Source organism: Flavobacterium sp., assembly GCF_004295795.1.
Classification (GTDB): Bacteria; Bacteroidota; Bacteroidia; order Flavobacteriales; family Flavobacteriaceae; genus Flavobacterium.
In genome coordinates this window covers 324,103-343,622 of the sequence record NZ_SEBR01000004.1, presented here as the reverse complement: position 1 = coordinate 343,622, position 19,520 = coordinate 324,103, and the positions used below count along the sequence as shown (strand labels likewise).

General features: G+C 48.8%; 16 protein-coding genes. 10 read left to right on the top strand and 6 right to left on the bottom strand.

Annotation, left to right across the window (positions count from 1 at the left end; translation table 11 throughout):
- Positions 1-231: 231 nt before the first annotated feature.
- A complete protein-coding gene (locus tag EOO49_RS04905; RefSeq protein ID WP_290843280.1) occupies positions 232-921 on the bottom strand; it encodes an RluA family pseudouridine synthase in 690 nt (229 codons plus the stop codon).
- Positions 922-964: 43 nt separating this feature from the next.
- Positions 965-1,783 (bottom strand): 3-methyl-2-oxobutanoate hydroxymethyltransferase, encoded by an 819-nt coding sequence (gene panB, locus EOO49_RS04900; RefSeq protein ID WP_290843278.1) that lies wholly within the window; start codon positions 1,781-1,783, stop codon positions 965-967.
- A gap of 405 nt (positions 1,784-2,188) precedes the next feature.
- Between panB and EOO49_RS04895 the strand changes: the two genes are divergently transcribed.
- Both EOO49_RS04895 and EOO49_RS04890 read left to right on the top strand, forming a co-directional pair.
- A complete protein-coding gene (locus tag EOO49_RS04895) occupies positions 2,189-2,620 on the top strand; it encodes a DUF4440 domain-containing protein (RefSeq protein ID WP_290843277.1) in 432 nt (143 codons plus the stop codon).
- Positions 2,621-2,682: 62 nt separating this feature from the next.
- Positions 2,683-4,023, top strand: coding sequence for a sigma-54 dependent transcriptional regulator (locus EOO49_RS04890; RefSeq protein WP_290843275.1), 1,341 nt, complete (start codon positions 2,683-2,685; stop codon positions 4,021-4,023).
- Here EOO49_RS04890 and EOO49_RS04885 read toward each other — a convergent pair whose 3' ends face one another.
- The 3 genes from EOO49_RS04885 to EOO49_RS04875 are packed head-to-tail and all read right to left on the bottom strand — an operon-like array spanning position 4,024 to position 5,416.
- Positions 4,024-4,407: a hypothetical protein gene (locus EOO49_RS04885; RefSeq protein ID WP_290843273.1), complete on the bottom strand. Its 384-nt coding sequence runs from the start codon at positions 4,405-4,407 to the stop codon at positions 4,024-4,026.
- A gap of 1 nt (position 4,408) precedes the next feature.
- Positions 4,409-5,023, bottom strand: coding sequence for a hypothetical protein (locus EOO49_RS04880; protein WP_290843272.1), 615 nt, complete (start codon positions 5,021-5,023; stop codon positions 4,409-4,411).
- 54 nt (positions 5,024-5,077) lie between these two features.
- The gene (locus tag EOO49_RS04875; protein ID WP_290843270.1) at positions 5,078-5,416 is read right to left on the bottom strand and encodes a potassium transporter KefB; all 339 of its coding nucleotides are present in this window, start codon (positions 5,414-5,416) and stop codon (positions 5,078-5,080) included.
- A 307-nt stretch (positions 5,417-5,723) separates the two neighbouring features.
- Here EOO49_RS04875 and EOO49_RS04870 point away from each other — a divergent pair, with 307 nt between their 5' ends.
- From EOO49_RS04870 to EOO49_RS04835, 8 genes are all read left to right on the top strand, one after another.
- Positions 5,724-6,005: a hypothetical protein gene (locus EOO49_RS04870; RefSeq protein ID WP_290843268.1), complete on the top strand. Its 282-nt coding sequence runs from the start codon at positions 5,724-5,726 to the stop codon at positions 6,003-6,005.
- An 86-nt stretch (positions 6,006-6,091) separates the two neighbouring features.
- Positions 6,092-6,169, top strand: coding sequence for a potassium-transporting ATPase subunit F (locus EOO49_RS04865; RefSeq protein WP_290843560.1), 78 nt, complete (start codon positions 6,092-6,094; stop codon positions 6,167-6,169).
- A gap of 10 nt (positions 6,170-6,179) precedes the next feature.
- Positions 6,180-7,910, top strand: coding sequence for a potassium-transporting ATPase subunit KdpA (gene kdpA / locus EOO49_RS04860; RefSeq protein WP_290843266.1), 1,731 nt, complete (start codon positions 6,180-6,182; stop codon positions 7,908-7,910).
- On the top strand, positions 7,907-9,955 hold the full coding sequence (gene kdpB, locus EOO49_RS04855) for a potassium-transporting ATPase subunit KdpB (RefSeq protein ID WP_290843264.1): 2,049 nt from the start codon (positions 7,907-7,909) through the stop codon (positions 9,953-9,955). Before kdpA ends, kdpB begins: the two co-directional genes overlap by 4 nt.
- Positions 9,956-10,141: 186 nt before the next feature.
- Complete coding sequence (locus tag EOO49_RS04850; RefSeq protein ID WP_290843262.1) at positions 10,142-10,699, top strand: K(+)-transporting ATPase subunit C; 558 nt, start codon at positions 10,142-10,144, stop codon at positions 10,697-10,699.
- A 413-nt stretch (positions 10,700-11,112) separates the two neighbouring features.
- Positions 11,113-12,429: an outer membrane beta-barrel protein gene (locus EOO49_RS04845; protein WP_290843261.1), complete on the top strand. Its 1,317-nt coding sequence runs from the start codon at positions 11,113-11,115 to the stop codon at positions 12,427-12,429.
- Positions 12,430-13,106: 677 nt separating this feature from the next.
- Positions 13,107-14,222: a sensor protein KdpD gene (locus EOO49_RS04840; RefSeq protein ID WP_290843259.1), complete on the top strand. Its 1,116-nt coding sequence runs from the start codon at positions 13,107-13,109 to the stop codon at positions 14,220-14,222.
- Positions 14,219-15,934 carry an ATP-binding protein gene (locus tag EOO49_RS04835; protein WP_290843257.1) on the top strand — a complete coding sequence of 572 codons (1,716 nt, stop codon included), beginning with the start codon at positions 14,219-14,221 and terminating at the stop codon, positions 15,932-15,934. Before EOO49_RS04840 ends, EOO49_RS04835 begins: the two co-directional genes overlap by 4 nt.
- A gap of 398 nt (positions 15,935-16,332) precedes the next feature.
- Here EOO49_RS04835 and EOO49_RS04830 read toward each other — a convergent pair whose 3' ends face one another.
- Positions 16,333-19,248 (bottom strand): gliding motility-associated C-terminal domain-containing protein, encoded by a 2,916-nt coding sequence (locus EOO49_RS04830; RefSeq protein WP_290843255.1) that lies wholly within the window; start codon positions 19,246-19,248, stop codon positions 16,333-16,335.
- Positions 19,249-19,520: the final 272 nt, after the last annotated feature.

Here is a 19,520-nt window from a genome sequence, read left to right as displayed (position 1 = left end):
TACAGTATTGTTGGGTGAAGTTGTAAAATTAGTGGCTGATCATGGAGTACCTGAGTGCCTGAGTTGTTGAGTGCCTGAGATGCGTGGCGGCGATTTGTTGTCGTATTGTCGGCTTTACGACTCGGTTTCTGCTTCTGCTTCTGCTTCTGCTTCTGGTACTGCCACTGCTACTACCACTGCTACTGCCACTGCTTCTGCTTCTGCCACTGCTATTGCAAACTGCAACCGCTACTAAACTGCATTCCAAATCGGGTCAAACGGAACCGGCGCCACAATCTCGACAGGTTCTTTTTTGACCGGATGCAGGAAGGCGAGTTTTCGTGCGTGCAAATGAATTCCGCCGTCCGGATTGGATCGGTCGAAGCCATATTTGAGATCGCCTTTTATCGGACTGCCAATAAATGACAACTGGGAACGTATTTGATGATGACGACCCGTATGTAAGGTGATTTCCAGCGCGAAATAGTTGTTCAGTTCCTTTATCACTTTATAGTCGAGAACCGCTTTTTTGCTGTCGGGAACTTCTTTTGGGAACGCTTTGGACGTGTTCGATTTTTCGTTTCTTTTGAGGAAATGTTCAAGCGTATCGGCCTCCTTCGCCGGACGATTCTTGACCACCGCCCAATAGGTTTTTTGCGTGTCCCGATTCTTGAACAGCTCGTTCATGCGTTCGAGCGCTTTTGACGTTCGGGCGAACAGGACGATTCCCGTGGTCGGTCTGTCGAGGCGGTGCACGACTCCCAAAAACACCTCTCCGGGTTTGCCGTATTTGTCTTTGATGTAGTCCTTGACGACGTCCGACAGCGGTTTATCGCCGGTTTTATCGCCTTGCACGATGTCTCCGACGCGCTTGTTTATCACAATGATGTGGTTGTCTTCGTATAAGACTTGCAGGTTGTCTTTGGTTGAGATCGTTTTCATGGAACTAGAGCCGCGTTAAGGAAGCAAGTGGCAAAACCTGAGATCAATATTGCTCCTTCTCGTTAGGAAAATCCGAATTCTTGACATCCTGGTGATATTGCGCCAGTGCACCCGTCATGATATCCCACAAATTCGCGTATCGGCGCAGGAATCTCGGGCTGAATTCGTTGTTCATTCCAAGCATGTCATGGATCACCAAAACCTGTCCGTCAACGCCGCCGCCCGCACCTATCCCGATGATTGGAATGCTCACGCTTTTGGCGACTTTTTCGGCCAGTTGCGCCGGGATTTTTTCGAGTACTATCGCAAAGCAGCCCAGTCTTTCGAGCAACTTCGCGTCTTCCATGAGTTTTTCGGCTTCGGCTTCTTCCTTGGCGCGTACCGTGTAGGTTCCGAATTTATAAATCGATTGAGGCGTTAAACCCAAATGTCCCATGACGGGAACGCCCGCGTTCAGGATGCGTTTTATCGATTCCTTGATCTCGAATCCGCCTTCGAGTTTGAGTGCGTGCGCACCGCTTTCTTTCATGACGCGAATCGCCGAGCGCAAAGCCTCCTTTGGGTCGGACTGATATGTTCCGAAAGGCAGATCGACGACCACAAGAGCGCGGCTCACAGCCCGAACCACAGACGAAGCGTGATAGATCATCTGGTCTAAAGTGATAGGCAAGGTCGTTTCGTGACCCGCCATGACGTTCGACGCGGAATCACCCACGAGAATCACGTCAACGCCCGCCGTATCGACCATTTTGGCCATCGTGAAATCATAGGCGGTCAGCATGGAAATGCGCTCGCCATTGTGTTTCATCTCGATAAGGGATTGGGTTGTGATGCGTTTGTAGTCTTTTTTTGCAACTGACATGTGTTTGTTTTTTGAGGGTTTAAAGGTACGCGAATTTATTTTTGGGCGTTGCGGCGGTAGCAGGCTTTTTGTGCTTGATTTTGGTTTTTGGCCGCCGCCGGGCTGTCCGCTGTATCTTTTGACCGGCTGCTGGCGCGCCGGTCAAAAGGATGCCGCTGCCATCCCTAACGCACTTGGGTGATTATTTGGGGAATTTGGGTTGGATGGGATTTTTTTGGTGGTACGCGGCTTGTCCGCTTGCTTCGCGCGGACAGCGCCGCTCAAAATTGCTATGGGTTTGCCAGTTCGCGAAGTTTGTAACTTCGCGAAACGCGTGCCCGAGTCTGTGACTCGGAAAAAAACTCAGGCACTTTTCACTCCAATGTAACAAATCCCAAAACGCCCACACCAACAAAAAAAAGAACCATGAACAAACTATTGGTAATCCTAACGCTCATCGCTACCCAATCGGCACTGTCTCAAGACGTCGCAATCAGGAAAACAATCGAGGATTTCTTCACCGCTTTTCACGCCAAAGACACCACGGCGCTCAAAAAGACGTTCGCCAAAGAAATGGTATTGCATTCCATTGCCGAGAAAAACCAGGAAGCCAAAGTGTCGGTCGAAAACACCAATACGTTCCTGAAATCAGTGGCCGAAATCCCGGCAAACCTGAAATTCGAGGAAAAACTGCTGTCGTGGAAAATACAGCAAGACGGCACGCTGGCTCACGTCTGGACGCCATACGAGTTCTACATCAACGGACAAAAAAGCCATTCGGGCGTGAACTCGTTTTCGCTCGTCAAGGAAAAAGACGGGTGGAAAATCCTTTATTGTGTGGACACGCGACGCCGGTAGAATTTGGGATTTGGAATTTGGGTTTTGGGATTTTAAAAAATTGTTTTGCCTAATTTTACACCATGACCTCAATCCTGATTATCGACGACGAAGAAAAACTGCGCGGGCTTTTGGCGCGAATCATCAAAGGCGAAGGTTTCGAGGTTGTCGAGGCGCAGGATCTCAAATCGGGATTCAGGAAGTTGGAGCAACAACATTTCGATGTGGTTTTGTGCGACGTCAAGTTGCCTGACGGAAACGGCGTCGATTTCGTCCAAAAAGTCAAATCGGCATTCCCGAGTGTCGAAATTTTGCTTTTGACGGCTTTCGGAAATATCCCTGACGGCATCCAAGCCATGAAAAACGGAGCGTTCGACTACATCGTCAAAGGCGACGACAACGACAGGATCATTCCGCTTTTGCACAAGGCGTCCGAGAAAGCACAATTGCGCGAACAAGTCCAAAACCTCAAAAGCCAACTTGGCGACAAGTATTCGTTCGAAAAGATCGTCGGCAACTCCAAACCGATTCTCGCCGCGATCGATCTTGCCCGTAAAGTTTCCGTTACCGATTCCACCGTTTTGTTACTTGGCGAGACCGGAACGGGAAAAGAAGTTTTCGCGCGTGCGATACACGAGAACAGCGGCAGAAGCGACAAATCTTTCGTGGCATTGAATTGCAGCGCGTTCGGGAATTTGCTTGAGAGCGAACTTTTCGGGTACAGGCAAGGTGCGTTCACTGGCGCCACAAAAGACAAGAAAGGATTTATCGAAGAAGCCAACAACGGAACGCTTTTCCTCGACGAAATAGGAGAGATGCCGCTCGAATTGCAGGCCAAACTGCTTCGCGTGCTCGAAACCAAAGAATTCATCCGCGTGGGCGATACCATTCCCAGAAAGTCGAATTTCCGATTGCTTGCAGCCACGAACCGCAATCTCAAACAGGAAAGCGAACAGGGCAAATTCCGTCAGGATCTGTATTTCCGACTCAACATTTTCGAGATCGCGATTCCGCCATTGCGCGAACGTGCCAAAGATGTTTCGGCTTTGATCGACTTTTATGTGAAGCAATTTTCCGAAAAGGTCAACCGGAAAGATCTTGCGGTTTCAGACGAATTCGTGTCCGCGATGCAAACCTATTCGTGGCCGGGAAACATCCGCGAGCTCAAAAACGTGATCGAAAGAGGCGTAATCCTGGCATCGGACGAAGGTTTGACCACAGATTTACTTCCGACCGAAATAAGACATTCCGAACAAAATCCAACGAAAACCAATTCCGCGTTCTCGATCGCATCCGCAGAAAAACTCCAGATACAAAAAGTGCTCAACTACACCAAAGGAAATAAGGCCGAAGCCGCGCGGTTGCTCGAAATCGGCGTGGCGACTTTGTACCGAAAACTAGAAGAATACTCGCTCGAAAAATAATCAGTTCCTGAAATTTCGGATGTTTTTGGCAGTTGCGTTTTTGACTTTTTCCGACAATTCGCGGTACGTCAATTTTTGGCAATCGGCGCAATTTTCATCAGACAAAACCGTCAGATCGAATCTATAACCGTTTTTCATCGTCAGCCATTCCTCGATATAAGCCGACTTTTGGCCTTCGATCACCAAAAAATCGCGGTCGTCAAAATGCGCGATCCCAACTTTCGACCCAAGATTGTCGAGCACCAAATCGCCTTCTTCCGACTCGAAATAAACGGCCTGCAAATCGCCGTATCTGTCCTCGATTTCCATGAGATAGCCCGCCCAAACGAGGAATCCGGTGAAAGAAAACAGCAGTAAAAATCCAACGAAAAGTATTTTTTTCAATCTAGTTTTTATTGTAGAAACACTGGCTTCCGATTGCGCCTCCGCCGTATTCAAGCGCAAGGTTTTTGTTAACAAGAATATATTGGCAGCCGTCGTCGTAGTTTTTTTTGTCTTGGATCGGATGCTTGAAAATGTTGAAGGAATACATTCCCATCCCGCTTCTCTGGAACAGGATTTTCGTGGGCTCGCCATTCTCGATCCCGATACAATCGGCTGCGTCGAGTTTGTCCCGAAGCGTTAGCAGCGTCTCGGTATTCCAACCCAAAAACTTGATTTCGTTCTGCAGTTTTTCGCCTTCAAGCTCGAGATTCCAGTCCAGAAATTCGGTCTTGACTTGCGTTCGGGTCGCGTTTTGAGAATAGATTCCGAACCGATTTACCCTGTTGCCGTCGAATTCGATCTCGACGGTTTTGTCTTTTGGGACGATTTGGTCGTAGTACGAAATGACCTCGTGAATCTCGGTTTTGTGGTCGGTAAATTCCTCTTTGAGATCGGAAACCGAGTAATCCTTGTCGAAAGCGCCAAAAGCCGACAGGAAAAACACGAACCAAATGCCTACAAAAACAAGGAAGATGCCGGCTATGATAAGCAAGCTGATCAGGATTCTCTTTATCACGATATGTTAGTTGGAAAGTTGGATTTTTTGGATTTGTCGGACGATTCTATACTATCAATCCCAAAGCGTCCCGTCCAATCCCAAGACGATCCCGATCCATAGCGCAAAAAGAAATCCAATGCTGCCGATGCACAAAGCCAGGATTTTTGTCGTGTCCGATTGTGTTCTCAGGTTTTTCATCAGATAAAAAAATCCGCCACCGGCAGCGCCAGCCATAGGTGTCAGGCAAAGCGGACGGACTCGCCAATTTTGCGGCCATTCGGGATTCGGGTTCGTTACATTGAAAACGAAAACACAGATTACGGCTAACGCGATCGCCGCGCCAATCAAGGCCGTGAATGCGAATTTGCGCGGATTGATGGCGAACGGTTTTTGGTTTTGTATTTGACTCATGACTGATATTTTAAAAGTACTTTGAATTGCAAAGTTATAAATGTTTTTGATTTACGGATGTTTTGGATGGAATTTTTGAGATCGAATTTACTTTAGCTTATGAGAGTTGACTTAGGCACGAGTTGCTTTCATCGATTTGAACAGATATTCTGTTCATTTTGAGAAAACCCTATCATTTTGATCCGATTTTTTGCCTCGCAAAAGCACTTGTGAAAATGTCAATTTACTGTAAGTCAGTTTGTTGTTTTTTGAATCGGAACATCGGAACAACTATTGGTATAAGTGGCGCGAAACAAAATCTCAAAAAATGAAAAATCGCATCACCACGATTTATAAGCAAGCCGACCGCTTCGCCGAAATCACCAAAGCCTTCATAAGAACCGGAAACATCGCCCGAGCCAAAAAATGTCTGGCGGTGGCCGAAAAGCTTTTTACCGAAGGCAACCAACAAACCAAAAACGCGATCGCGAACACTTACGTATTCTCGGTCACGACTTTTATGGAACTGCGAAACTGCCGCATCGCGAACCTTTTCCCACAATCGCTTCGGGCCGAATATGTGCGTCAAATCAACACTTTGGGCGTATAATGGAGACGATCCTGCTTTTTTTGCTCGCCGTGGCGATGTTCGGCATTTGCTACAAATCGGTTGATTTTTTCGAAAAGATCTGAGCCATGACCGCACTTTTTATTGTCGCACTGCTGGTTTTCGGCTATCTGATTTACGTGTTGATCAAACCCGAGAACTTCTAAACCAACCTTTATGTATACAGAATTTGTAGGAATCGCGCTGGTTTTCGGCCTCGCGATTTTGCTCTCGATCCCTTTCGGGAAGTTCATCGCCAAATCGTTTTTGGGCGAGAAGACGTTCGCCGATGGGTTTTTGAATCCGATGGAAAAAACGATCTTCCGTCTTTCCGGTATCGACCCGACAATCGAAATGACGTGGAAACAGCAACTCAAAGCGATGCTCGGAATCAATTTCCTATGGCTCGTACTTTGTTTCGGAATCTTGCTTTTCCAGGGTTTCCTTCCAATGAATCCCGACGCGAATCCGTCCATGTCGCCAAGCCTTGCGTTCAACACCGCGATATCGTTCGTCGTGAACTGCAATTTGCAACACTATTCGGGCGAATCCGGACTGAGCTATCTGAGCCAGATTTTCCTGATGTTTTTACAATTCGTTTCCGCCGCGACGGGAATTGCCGCAGCCGTTGCGGTTTTCAACGCCATGAAAGAAAGGACGGCCGAAACCATCGGGAATTTCTACAACTATTTCGTCAGGAGCTGCACGCGAATCTTGCTGCCTTTGGCGTTCGTGATAGCGATCGTGCTGTGCTTCAACGGAACGCCGATGACCTTCGAAGGAAAAGACAAAATCGTTACGCTTCAAGGCGATTCGGTCGCGGTTTCCCGTGGTCCGGCCGCGGCTTTCACTGCAATCAAACATGTCGGGACGAACGGCGGCGGATTCTTCGGAGCCAATTCGGCGCATCCGCTCGAGAATCCGAATTACCTGACGAACGGCGTCGAATTATGGGCGCAGATGATCGTTCCTTTCGCGATGATTTTCGCACTCGGCTTTTACCTCAAACGCAGGAAATTCGCCTACGTGATCTTTGGCGTGATGACGATCGGATTTTTGCTTTTGGTGATTCCGACCTTGATTTCGGAAACGAACGGAAATCCGGCTATAGCCCAAATGGGGATTGCCCAAAACGGCGCAATGGAAGGAAAAGAAGTGCGTTTCGGTGCGCCAATGACAGGATTTTGGAGCATCGCCACGACGGTAATCTCGACGGGTTCGGTCAACGGCATGCACGATTCGACGATGCCAATTTCAGGCGCGATGCAACTCCTGGCCATGATGGTCAACGCGTTCTACGGCGGATGCGGCGTCGGATTGCTCAATTTCTACATCTTCATCGTACTCGCGGTTTTCATTTCGGGCTTGATGGTTGGCCGGACTCCGGAATTCCTGGGCAAGAAAATCGAGGCACGCGAAGTCAAGATCGCCGCGTTCATCGCGATTCTGCATCCGCTTTTGATCTTGTCTGGAACCGCTTTGGCTGCTTATTTCGCTTCCGCGGATGCGCCGATGGGTTATTGGTTCGATGGAAATGCTTCGGCTTGGCTCAACAATACCGGCGCTCACGGTTTCTCCGAAATGTTATACGAAAACACTTCGGCCGCGGCCAACAACGGTTCGGGATTCGAAGGTTTGGCCGACAACAATCCGTTCTGGAACATTCTCACGGGAATCTTGCTTTGGTTCGGACGCTTCCTTCCGATAATAGGACCGGTCGCCATCGCCGGATCGCTCGCCAGGAAAAAGTTCATCCCGGAAAGTTCGGGCACGCTCAAAACCGATACGCCAATCTTCGGAATCATGATTTTCGCCGTCATCGCGATCATCGCCGCGCTGAGTTTCTTTCCGGCACTTGCGCTTGGTCCGTTGGCCGATTATTTTTCCCTTAACCAAAATCTGAAATGACAACCAAAAACAACTCCCTTTTCGAGCGCGACCAAATGATGTCGGCTTTGAAACAAGCTTTCGCAAAACTGAATCCGGCCGTGATGATCAAAAATCCAGTCATGTTTACAGTCGAGATCGGAACGGCGATCATGTTGGTCGTTTGCCTGTCGATTTTGTTCGGACACGAAGGCGAAGGCAGTTTTACCTACAATTTCATCGTTTTCGTGATTTTGCTCTCGACTTTGCTGTTTGCCAATTTCGCAGAAGCGATAGCCGAAGCCAGAGGAAAAGCCCAAGCCGACAGTTTGCGCCGCACGAGAGAAGAAACGCTGGCCAAAAAATGGCTGGAAAACGGACAGCTCGAGCAAGTCAATTCGTCCTTTCTCAAAAAAGGCGACTTTTTCGTCTGTGAAACCGGCGACATCATCGCGATGGACGGGGAAATCGTCGAAGGGTTGGCCACGATAGACGAAAGTGCCATTACGGGCGAAAGTGCGCCCGTGATAAGAGAATCCGGAGGCGACAAAAGTTCGGTTACCGGCGGCACGAAAGTCTTGTCTGATAGGATAAAAGTGCTTGTCACGTCTGAACCCGGAGAAAGTTTTCTCGACAAAATGATCGCTTTGGTCGAAGGTGCGAGCCGTCAGAAAACGCCCAACGAGATCGCTTTGACGATTCTGCTGTCGGCTTTCACGCTAATTTTCATCATTGTCTGTGTCACGCTCAAACCTTTCGCCGATTACGCCCAAACGCCAATCACGATCGCGGCTTTCATCTCGCTTTTCGTGTGTTTGATCCCGACGACAATCGGCGGACTGCTTTCGGCCATCGGGATTGCGGGGATGGACAGGGCTTTGCGAGCGAACGTGATCACGAAATCGGGCAAAGCTGTGGAAACCGCGGGTGATATCGATGTTTTGCTGTTGGACAAGACCGGAACGATTACGATCGGAAATAGGAAAGCGACCAATTTTTATCCGGCCCAAGGCGTGTCTTTTCACGATTTCGTCGAAGCTGCGGTTTTGAGTTCGCTGTCAGATGATACACCCGAAGGAAAATCGATAGTCGAGTTGGCCAATCAAATGAACCAGGATGTCGGTCTGGACTTGTCAGAACTGACTTCAAGCATTTCCGAGTCGATCCGATTCACGGCCGAAACGCGAACGTCAGGCGTGATCCTGAAAGATAGGACCGACATCCGAAAAGGCGCGCAGGATGCCGCGAGAAACATCGCCAAAACCGCCGGAAACGATTTCCCGATCGCCACCGCCGATAAAGTCACGATGATTTCCGCGAACGGCGGAACGCCACTTGTCGTTCTCAAAAACGGCCAGGTGCAAGGTGTGATCGAACTTCAGGATATCATCAAAACGGGCATGAAAGAAAGGTTTGAGCGCCTTCGGAAAATGGGCGTGAAAACCGTCATGGTCACCGGCGACAATCCGCTTACGGCCAAATTCATAGCCGAAAAAGCCGGTGTCGACGATTTTATTGCCGAGGCCAAACCCGAGGACAAAATGAACTATATCAAGAACGAACAGGCGCAAGGCAAACTCGTGGCGATGATGGGCGACGGCACGAACGATGCTCCGGCCTTGGCTCAAGCCGATGTTGGCGTGGCGATGAATTCGGGAACGCAAGCCGCCAAAGAAGCCGGAAACATGGTCGATCTGGACAACGATCCGACGAAACTCATAGAAATCGTCGAGATCGGGAAACAGCTTTTGATGACCAGAGGAACGCTCACGACCTTTTCGATCGCAAACGATGTGGCCAAATATTTCGCCATCGTGCCCGCGCTTTTCATCACTGCGATTCCGGCTTTGCAAGGCCTGAATATCATGCGGCTGCATTCTCCCGACAGCGCGATTTTGAGTGCTGTGATCTTCAATGCGATCATTATTCCGATGCTGATTCCGTTGGCGCTCAAAGGCGTCGCGTACAAACCTCTCGGCGCAAGCGCAATTCTCAAACGCAACCTGTTGATCTACGGACTTGGCGGGATTGTCGTGCCTTTTGTCGGGATCAAGCTTATCGATCTGGCCGTTTCGGTTTTTGTTTAGGGCTGTGAGTTGTGAGTTGTGAGTTTTGAGTTTTGAGTTATGAGTTGTGAGTTGTGAGTTGTGAGTTGTGAGTTATGAGTTGTGAGTTGTGAGTTGTGAGTCAGAAAAATCAGCGCATTTCTTGTGCTGTCTATCGGTGTAAAACTGTCTTGATTCTCGGCTCTTACGTTTACTTAATCCAAAAAAATGAAAAATCTAAAATCCATGTTGCGACTGACCTTGGTGTTGATCGTGTTGTTCTGTGTGTATTATCCTTTGCTGGTTTTCGGAATTGCCCAGGCGGCGCCGAATCGCGGCAAAGGCGAAGTGTTGACGCTTGACGGAAAGACCGTCGGCTACAAGAGAATCGGGCAGAAGTTCGACAAACCCGGATTTTTTTGGGGACGTCCGTCGGCGGTCGATTACAATGCGGCCGCAAGTGGCGGAAGCAACAAAGGCGCGTCGAACGCCGAATATCTGAAGCAAGTGCAAAAGCGCATCGACACTTTCCTGATCGCGCATCCTTATCTCGAAAAAGCGCAGATTCCGTCCGATATCGTAACGGCTTCTGGCAGCGGACTCGATCCTCATATTTCGCCCCAGGCCGCGCTGATTCAGGTGAGACGAGTGGCCAACGAACGCCATATCAGCGAATCCGAAGTAAGGAAATTGGTCGGGAAACATATCCGGAAACCGACTATCGCGGGCACGGAAACGGTAAATGTGCTTGAGCTGAATCTCGAGTTGTCGGCTAAATTCCGTTGACTAAATCCTAATGACCAAATTCCAATTACCAAATCCAATGACCAAATGCCAAGAATCAAATCCTAAGAATCAATCCGAATGACAACATACCAAGAATCGAATCCCAATGACCAATCCTAAATCCAAATCGGGGAGAAACGGATGGTTCTGTACAAGATTTAACAATTTTTACAGATTTTCTGTAATCAGGATTGCGGCCGATTTTGTAGGGATACCACATCAGCCCCTTCCCTGAAGGTAAAGTACGGATTCTGAAAATATTCCAGGTAAAGAAAGCCAACAAGTAATGAACAATCAAACGACTTCTGACAATCTGAGAAAAGCAATCCAAATTCCAAAATCCGATCATGGGATAAAAAGGTTCTGAAACCTCGAATCTCCATGCTCAAAACTAAAACCTCAATACTAAAAAAATGACTTCATACAAAATTCTGGCAGCCACACTCCTCGCCACACTTGGCCTTCAAGCCCAAACCGATACGATTCCAAAACCCAAAATACCGTTCGAAGGCTACGACCTTTCATGGGTGAACGGCCAGAACCGACAAACCGATTTCCCACTTCAGCTCAAGGATAAGGCCGGCGAGGTGATCGTGACCGGCGTGGTTTATGTCGATTCGTATTACAACTACGATTTCCATCATCCGAAAGACAATACGCACACGATTTCCTCTGCGATCGGGCGCTCGAACGAGTTCACGATCAATATGGCGAGCATCGGTCTTGAGACGAATTACAAGAATGTGATTGGCCGACTTTGGCTGCAATACGGGCAAATGGGCGCGATCGTCCAGGATTTGGATGCAAGCGTCGGCCACGGACGCAATACGAGCGTCGACAATCTCAAGAACATCCGCGAAGCTTCGGCCGGTTATCACTTCAATGTCGATTACGGACTCAATGTCGAAGCTGGGATTTTCATGAGTTACATCGGACTCGAAAGTTATGTTTTGGGCGAGAACTGGTCGTATCAACGCAGCGCGGTTTGCGATTTTACGCCATTTTATTTCCAGGGCGCGCGCGTGCAGTATTTTCCGTCCAAGACTTTGAAAACCGAACTTTGGCTTTTGAACGGCTGGCAATCTTACAACAGCTGGAACCAAAGCCTCGGATTGGGTTCGTCCACGTATTGGCGTCCGAACGAGAATTTGCAGGTCGTGGCGAATTTTTACCTGAACGGAAAAGACTCGAGAAATTCAGATGTGGCGCGTTTCCACCACGACAACAGCGTCGTCTACCGTTATTTCAGGAACAAGCAGAGTAGCGGGATTTCGCAGGCGGCGTTCAGTTTGAATTCGCATTATGGATTCCAGTCGGGCGACGGCATCGAGGCCAAGGACAATTATATGTTGGGCACTTCACTGGCCAATCGCGTCTGGTTTTGCAAGAATAAATTGGCGCTGACTTTGCGCGCGGATGCGATTACGAATCCGGGCGCTTACCTCGCATTTTCGCCTTCGCCTGTCGCGGATAACGATTTCAATGACGCTTTGGCCGCCGGAAAAGATTTGAAAATGTTCCAAGGCACGGCGACTTTTGACGTGATGCCGAACGATTTTGTGACCTTTCGACTGGAATATGGTTATCGCTCGAGCAACATTCCGTATTTCGCCGGACCTGGAGGCACGACTTCTCCCGACGGTTGGGTCGATACGCCGACTGATACGTGGCGTCCGGATTTGAGAAAAAGCGAGAACAGGATTACTTTGGCGGTGAGTTTCAGGCTTTGAATTTTGGTTTGCGGATTTATTGCCTTCCGATCTTCGGATCGACTCATTTTCCGAATGAAAGATTTTGGATGGAACGCGAAGTTTGTATTTCGATACTTGAACCTCTTTTTAACAATTTTTACAGATTTTCTGTAATTGACTTATTCAGCGATTTTGTAGGGATAAACATTCGCCCCTTCCCTGAAGGTAAGATACGATTTCGGGAAATACGTCGGCCAATAACACCTATAATTAACATCGAAATAGTATGGTTTCAATAGTTTTATTGTCCGACGATCCGCCAAACAACGATCCGGCAATCAAAACAATACGCCAAACCTACAATTAACAAATTTTACAGATTTTCTGTAATTGACTTATTCACCGATTTTGTAGGGATAAACATTCGCCCCTTCCCTGAAGGTAAGATACGATTTCTGGAAATACGTCGGCCAGCAACACCTATAATTAACATCGAAATAGTAAGGTGTCAATACCTTCATTATTCGATAATTCGCCAGCTGAAAATCCGCAAATGCGCCAATTCAACAAACCGTTATCCATTGTTTGCCACGAATCAACGAATCTGGACAGCAATCAGTCCGAAAATCAAATCTGTGAAATTCCGCGAAAATCTGCCGAAATCCGCTTTCTGAAATCCTTCAGTCCGTCAACACGAAAAGCCAAAAAAACAACAAATGGCCGAACCTGAACATTTCCTGGAACTCATCCAAAAATCGCGACGCGGCAAATTCAAGATCTACATCGGAATGTCGGCCGGAGTCGGCAAGACGTTTCGCATGTTGACCGAAGCGCACTCGTTGCTCAAAAACGGAATTGATGTCAAAATCGGGTATGTCGAAACCCACAATCGTCAGGAAACGTACGCACTGCTTGACGGTTTGCCCGTAATTCCGCGAAGACGGCTTTTTTACAAAGGCAAAGATCTTGACGAAATGGACGTCCAGGCGATCCTGAATTTGCGTCCCGAGGTCGTGATCGTCGACGAATTGGCGCACACGAACATCGAAGGCAGCAAAAACGAGAAGCGCTGGCAGGACGTTCTCGAGATTCTCGAAGCCGGCATAAACGTGGTTTCGGCGGTGAATATCCAACACATCGAAAGCCTTAACGACGACGTGAAGCGCATTACGAACATCGACGTGAGGGAACGCGTTCCAGATAGGGTTTTGCGGTTGGCCGATGAAGTCGTGAACATCGATCTGACGGCCGATGAACTGATTTCACGTCTCAAGGAAGGCAAGATTTATTCTTCGGATAAAATCGCGTCGGCACTGCGGAATTTTTTCAAATCGGAACAAATCCTGCAATTGCGCGAACTGGCGTTGAAAGAAGTCGCGAGCCAGGTTGTGCGAAAGGTCGAAACCGAAATGCCCAAAAGTGTTGCGGTTAGGCACGAGCGTTTGCTTGCGTGTATTTCGTCCAACGAGAAAACGGCAAAAAACGTGATCCGGAAAACCGCGCGTCTGGCCAATTATTACAATTGCGGCCAATGGTTCGTGCTGTACGTGCAGACGCCGACCGAAAGTCCGGATAAAATCGCGCTCGACAAACAACGCCATTTGATCAACAACTTCAAATTGGCTGTCGAACTTGGTGCCGAAGTCGTGAGGATCGACCGAAAATACGCATCCGATGGCATTCTCGAGATCGCATCCGAAAAGAAAATCACCACAGTCTGCATCGGGAAACCACATTTCCGATTGTTTAAAGTAATTTTGAGTACGTCGATCTTTAGCCGATTGCTCAACCAATTGTCGCGCTCGAACGTCGATCTAGTCCTGCTTTCATGAAAACGAAAACCAAACTCAATCTGGCCGTCGGGCTTTTGCTGACGCTGATTTTACTGCTTACCGTGCTGGGTTCGTACTATATTTTTGCCATAAAACGCGATACCGAAAACATTCTCAAGGCCAATTACAACACGCTGGAATATTCGCGGAAAATGTTGTCGGCTTTGGATGAGATGAAAATCGGGAATGCCGATGCGATCGCGGCTTTCGAGCAAAATCTGAGCAAACAGATCGGGAACATTACCGAATCCGGAGAAGAAAAAGTCACTAGGGACGTTCAGGTGAATTTCGGCCAACTGAGGCAAAATCCAGATGACGAATCGGTCAAAGCCAACATCCGCCAAGGCATTTTCGAGATCATGAAACTCAATATGGACGCGCTTAAAACCAAGAGCGACATGGCCAAAAACACGGCCGAGACCGCCAATTGGGTAATCGCCATTGCGGGCTGTCTTTGCTTTCTGATCGCTTTCAACCTGATGGTGAACCTTCCCAACCACATCGCCAATCCGATTCGCGAACTCACCGAAAGCATCCGGCAGATCGCCAAAGGAAATTACCGACAGCGCCTACATTTTGCGAACGATGGCGAATTTGGTGATTTGGCAAGATCGTTCAACGTCATGGCGCAAAAGCTTCAGGAATTCTCCGATTCCAACCTCAATCAGTTGCTCGTCGAGAAAAAACGCATCGAGACTTTGCTCGACAATATGCACGATCCGGTGATCGGCCTCGACAACAACGGGATTATTTTGTCGGCCAACGATGAAGCCTTGAAAATAATGGGCTTGAAACCAGTTGATGTCATCGGGAAACCGGCAGCGGAAGTCGCTTTGAGAAACGATTTGCTCAAGTCCTTGATCGTGAACGAATTCGAAAGTCCCAAAGCGCATCCAATCAAGATTTTTGCAGATGGAAAGCAAAGCTACTTCGAACGGGAAAACGTCGAAATCAACGTAATCCCGACCGGAGAAGACGAAGCTGTCGCCATCGGAAACTTCATAATCCTAAGGAATATCACGGTTTTCAAGGAACTCGATTTTGCCAAGACGAACTTTATCGCAACGGTTTCCCACGAGCTCAAAACGCCCATAGCGTCGATAAAACTGACGCTGAAATTACTCGAGAACGAGCGCACGGGAAATCTGAATCAGGACCAGAAACACTTGCTCGAAAGTATTGGTGACGACAGTTCGCGCCTGCTCAAGATCACGGGTGAATTGCTCGAAATGTCGCAACTCGAAACCGGAAACATCCAGTTAAAAATCGGTAAATGCGCTGTCGCGGATATCGTTTCGACGTCGGTCGAGGCCGTGAAAACACAATCGGAACAAAAGAAAATCGCCCTCGTTTCACAAAATTTCGACCTGCCCGAAATTCGCGCCGACAAAGACAAGACTTCGTGGGTGCTGATCAATTTCCTCACGAATGCGATTCGCTATTCGCCCGGGAATTCAACGATCGAGATCTCGGCAAAATCAAGTGGAAACCTCGTGAGAATAGGCGTCAAGGATTTTGGTCAGGGCATCGACCGCAATTACCAATCCCGAATCTTTGACCGCTATTTCCGCGTTCCGGGAAGCGACTCGTCAGGAACCGGTTTGGGATTGGCCATAAGCCGTGAATTCATCGAAGCCCAGGGCGGCAGCGTCGGCGTTGAGAGCGATCTTGGTTTGGGGAGCTTTTTTTGGTTTGAATTGCCGTTGGGGTGAGTTTTTTAGTTGCAGTAGCAGAAGCAGAAGCAGTTGCGGTGGCAGTGGTAATCGCAGTGGCAGTCGCATCGGATGTAGAAGCGATGGAGGTGAAGATAAATCGAAACTTACTTGAAAATCTTTGCGAAAATTTTCCGTTTTAAATTACGGACTGTCTAATTTCGGTAAAAGAATATTCGGTACTTAGCAAACAGTGGCGGGACGAACATTTCTTCATTGTGCTGTTTTGCCACTGCTTCCGTTTCCTAAGCTACTTTCTGCTTCTTCATTCTGCTTTCGTATTTCTGCTTCTTCATTCTGCTTTCGGACACTGATTTCTGCCACTGCTACTGCTTTCTGCCACTGCTACTGCTACTACTTTCTGCCACTGCCACTGCTATCTGCAACTGCTCCAAAAACTACTGAGCGCGATTGACATAAATCCAACCCGTCTTAGTCTTCCTATCGTCGAAATTGATGACGTAATAATAAGTGCCGTCGGGCAGTTCATTTCCTTTGTCGCTCTGGCCGTACCATTCTTTTTTGTAGCCTGATTTCGCGTAGACTTCAGTTCCGTATCGGTTAAAAATCTGCAAGCGGCTTACGTTGAAACCCTCGAGGTCGAAATAGTCGTTCAGCCCGTCGTTGTTGGCCGAAATCCCTTTTTGGATCGTACAAAGCGTCGAGGTGACATTTACGTTCTGTTGCGAACTGCAGCCGTTTTGCGTAACCACGAGTTCGTACATTCCGGGTGCTGAAATGGCGACCGAAGCCTGTGATCCAATCTGCGTTCCATTCGGACCGAACCAGGCGTAAACCGAATTTGAAGCGTCGGATTGAACCGCATTCAACACATAACTCGCACCGTCGCAACCTTGAGAAATCGAGAAATCGGGCGCTTCGTTTACCGTAATTGTCAACGTGGTCGCAGTTGCGCATTGCCCAATATTTGGCGTAAAAGTGTAAATCGTCGTCGCGGAATTGTCCAAAGCGGGCGACCAAGTTCCTGTGATTCCCTCGGCAGATGCGGTTGGAAGCGGACTCAAAGTCGAACCTGCACAAATTGGCGCAATTGCGGCAAAAGTCGGAACAATCGGCTGATTCACGACAATCGTAAGCGTCGTCGCATTGGCACATTGACCCGCATTCGGTGTAAAAGTGTAAACGGTCGTGGCCGAATTGTTCAAGGCGGGCGACCAAATTCCCAAAATTCCCTCGAGTGAAGTCGTCGGTAACCCGGACAGGTTTTCGCCCAGGCAAATTGGCGCAACCGAAGCGAAAGTAGGAGTGAGGTTCGTTTGGTTTACGGTGATCGTCAAGGTCGCAACCGACGCGCATTGTCCGGCATTCGGAGTGAATGTGTAAACGGTCGTGGCCGAATTGTTCAAAGCCGGCGACCAGGTTCCGACGATTCCTTCGTTTGATGTCGTAGGAAGCGGACTGAGCGGCGCGCCAGAACAAATAGGGCCAACCGATGCAAAAGTTGGAGTCGTTCCGGGATTCACGGTGATCGTCAATGTCGTTGCCGAGGCGCATTGTCCGGCATTTGGCGTAAATGTGTAGACGGTCGTGGCCGAATCGTTCAAAGCCGGCGACCAAGTTCCCGAAATGCCGTTGTTCGATGTTGTGGGCAATGCCGAAAGATTTCCGCCCGAACAGATCGGACTGACCGAAGCAAACGTCGGAACGGTTCCAGGCGTTACCGTCACAGTCACCGTTTCCTGATACTGACAGGTCGTCGCCTCGCGGAAAGTGATGTCGTCCAACGCGAAATCATTCCCGCCGCTGGCCGCATTCTTGTCGTAGATCGCGAAATTCGCAGTCGTGTTCGCACCCGAATTCCAATCGTAGGAAACCTGCGTCCACAAACAAGTCGCGCCCGGAGCCAAAACTGGCGCGCCCTGGGAAACGCCGTTGATTCGCACTTCGAGATTCGCCGGATTTTCGGGAGAAACCGAAGCGACATAATAGGAGAAAGTGTAAGTCGTATTCGGCAAAACCGTCACAGGATTTTGGTTGCTCCAAGCGATCACATTGCCCGTAGGATCTGTCGCTCCGTCAAAAACCATGAGGTTTCCGCTTCCCGAAGTGTGGTCGCCGCAAGACGAAAATGCCGTAAACCAAGCGCTAGGATTGGTCACGATGCTGTACGCTGCCTGAACTCCGAAAGGATTCGGGTTTTCCACATAAGTGTATTCGGTCGTGAACAAAGTGTCGCCTTGCGAGAAATCACCGTTCTGGATCAGGTTTGTAGGATCGAATGACGAGCCCGAAGTCACGGTGTAAGTCGTAGTCACCGTCGGGCTGACCGTTTGCGTACTATTGTTGGGATTCGTCAGCGAAGCATCCGGCGGATTGGCCGTCCAAGTGTATGAATTCGCTCCGCCTGTCGCCGTCAAAGTTGTCGATTGTCCGGTGCAGATCGTCGCATCGGCACTCACTTGAAGGCTGTTTGGCGCAGCAAGTACGATCGCTGTTTGGGTGAATTGTTGTCCGTTTGCATCCGAAACCGAAACAGTGTAAGTTCCTTCGCCCAAACCCGTAAAAATACCGTTGTTGTTCGATTGCGTCGTCGTTCCGGTAAGATTGTAAGCTGTGTAAGGCAAAGTTCCGCCTGTGAGATTTACCGTGATCGCACCGTCATTTGTGGTTGGACAGGTCGGATTTACCGAAACGAAACTTCCCGCGAACGGCAATCCGCCTTGCACGATCGAAAAATCGTCCACCGCGAAATCATTTCCTATTGGCCCGGGATTGTTGGTCTTGAGGCGCACCATGACGTTATTTGCCGCGGCCACGAACGAATACTGGACATTCACCCAGCCTTCGGACGGAAGTGGCGCAAGGAAATTCTGGTTCGCCGGATTGATGCTGTTGGCGTTCACGAAAAAGAGTCCGATGCTGGCACGCGTCGAGGCGTCGTCAGTGACTTCGTTCGAAACCGATCTGATCCAGAAGCTGAACGTGTAGGTTGTACCGGCCGTGAATCCGCCAATCGCGCCGCCCGTGCTTCCCGTCGTCCAGAAAAATCGGTTCGACAAAAGCGATCCGTCCACGATCAGCATATTTCCCGTTCCCGAAGTGTGATCGCCACCCGAAATGTAAGTCGAATTCATCAACACAGGATTCGTCGTCCTGGCGTAGAATCCCGGTGAGCTCGTGCCGTTTAAGGGATTGATCTGCGTGTAGTCGTGCACGAAAAAGCCCGTTCCGCTTCCTCCGGTTTCGAAATCGCCGTTGGTCAGGATTTGGGCTTTCGCCGTCCCGCTTCCGAAAAGCGAAAAAATGAAAATCAAAACTATTTTCCCTAAAAAATGATGTATTCTTATTTTCATGGTTTGTTTGGTTGGTGGATGCTAAAAATAGCGCATGTTGTCGTGTTTGCGATTTTTGCATCGCACATAAAAACCATACAGTTTCGACTTTTTCCGAAACTTGCCATGATAAAGTCTTTTTCGGGTTTACGGACTGATTTTGTGAGAATTGTTTGCGGTTTGATGTGGTGTTGTAGTGGAATGCAAACGATTTCGTATGGACAAAACCTGGTTATTTGTTCCGACGGTGGCTTCAAAATCAGCTTTTGCAACGAAATCGTGCAATTCAAAAA

Excerpts from the sequence above, each read along its gene's own strand:
- EOO49_RS04845 (WP_290843261.1), top strand. The coding sequence starts at position 11,113 with ATGACTTCATACAAAATTCTGGCAGCCACACTCCTCGCCACACTTGGC.
- EOO49_RS04840 (WP_290843259.1), top strand. The coding sequence starts at position 13,107 with ATGGCCGAACCTGAACATTTCCTGGAACTCATCCAAAAATCGCGACGC.
- EOO49_RS04850 (WP_290843262.1), top strand. The coding sequence starts at position 10,142 with ATGAAAAATCTAAAATCCATGTTGCGACTGACCTTGGTGTTGATCGTG.
- kdpB (WP_290843264.1), top strand. The coding sequence starts at position 7,907 with ATGACAACCAAAAACAACTCCCTTTTCGAGCGCGACCAAATGATGTCG.
- EOO49_RS04835 (WP_290843257.1), top strand. The coding sequence starts at position 14,219 with ATGAAAACGAAAACCAAACTCAATCTGGCCGTCGGGCTTTTGCTGACG.
- panB (WP_290843278.1), bottom strand. The coding sequence starts at position 1,783 with ATGTCAGTTGCAAAAAAAGACTACAAACGCATCACAACCCAATCCCTT.
- EOO49_RS04830 (WP_290843255.1), bottom strand. The coding sequence starts at position 19,248 with ATGAAAATAAGAATACATCATTTTTTAGGGAAAATAGTTTTGATTTTC.
- kdpA (WP_290843266.1), top strand. The coding sequence starts at position 6,180 with ATGTATACAGAATTTGTAGGAATCGCGCTGGTTTTCGGCCTCGCGATT.
- EOO49_RS04905 (WP_290843280.1), bottom strand. The coding sequence starts at position 921 with ATGAAAACGATCTCAACCAAAGACAACCTGCAAGTCTTATACGAAGAC.
- EOO49_RS04875 (WP_290843270.1), bottom strand. The coding sequence starts at position 5,416 with ATGAGTCAAATACAAAACCAAAAACCGTTCGCCATCAATCCGCGCAAA.
- EOO49_RS04890 (WP_290843275.1), top strand. The coding sequence starts at position 2,683 with ATGACCTCAATCCTGATTATCGACGACGAAGAAAAACTGCGCGGGCTT.
- EOO49_RS04865 (WP_290843560.1), top strand. The coding sequence starts at position 6,092 with ATGACCGCACTTTTTATTGTCGCACTGCTGGTTTTCGGCTATCTGATT.
- EOO49_RS04870 (WP_290843268.1), top strand. The coding sequence starts at position 5,724 with ATGAAAAATCGCATCACCACGATTTATAAGCAAGCCGACCGCTTCGCC.
- EOO49_RS04895 (WP_290843277.1), top strand. The coding sequence starts at position 2,189 with ATGAACAAACTATTGGTAATCCTAACGCTCATCGCTACCCAATCGGCA.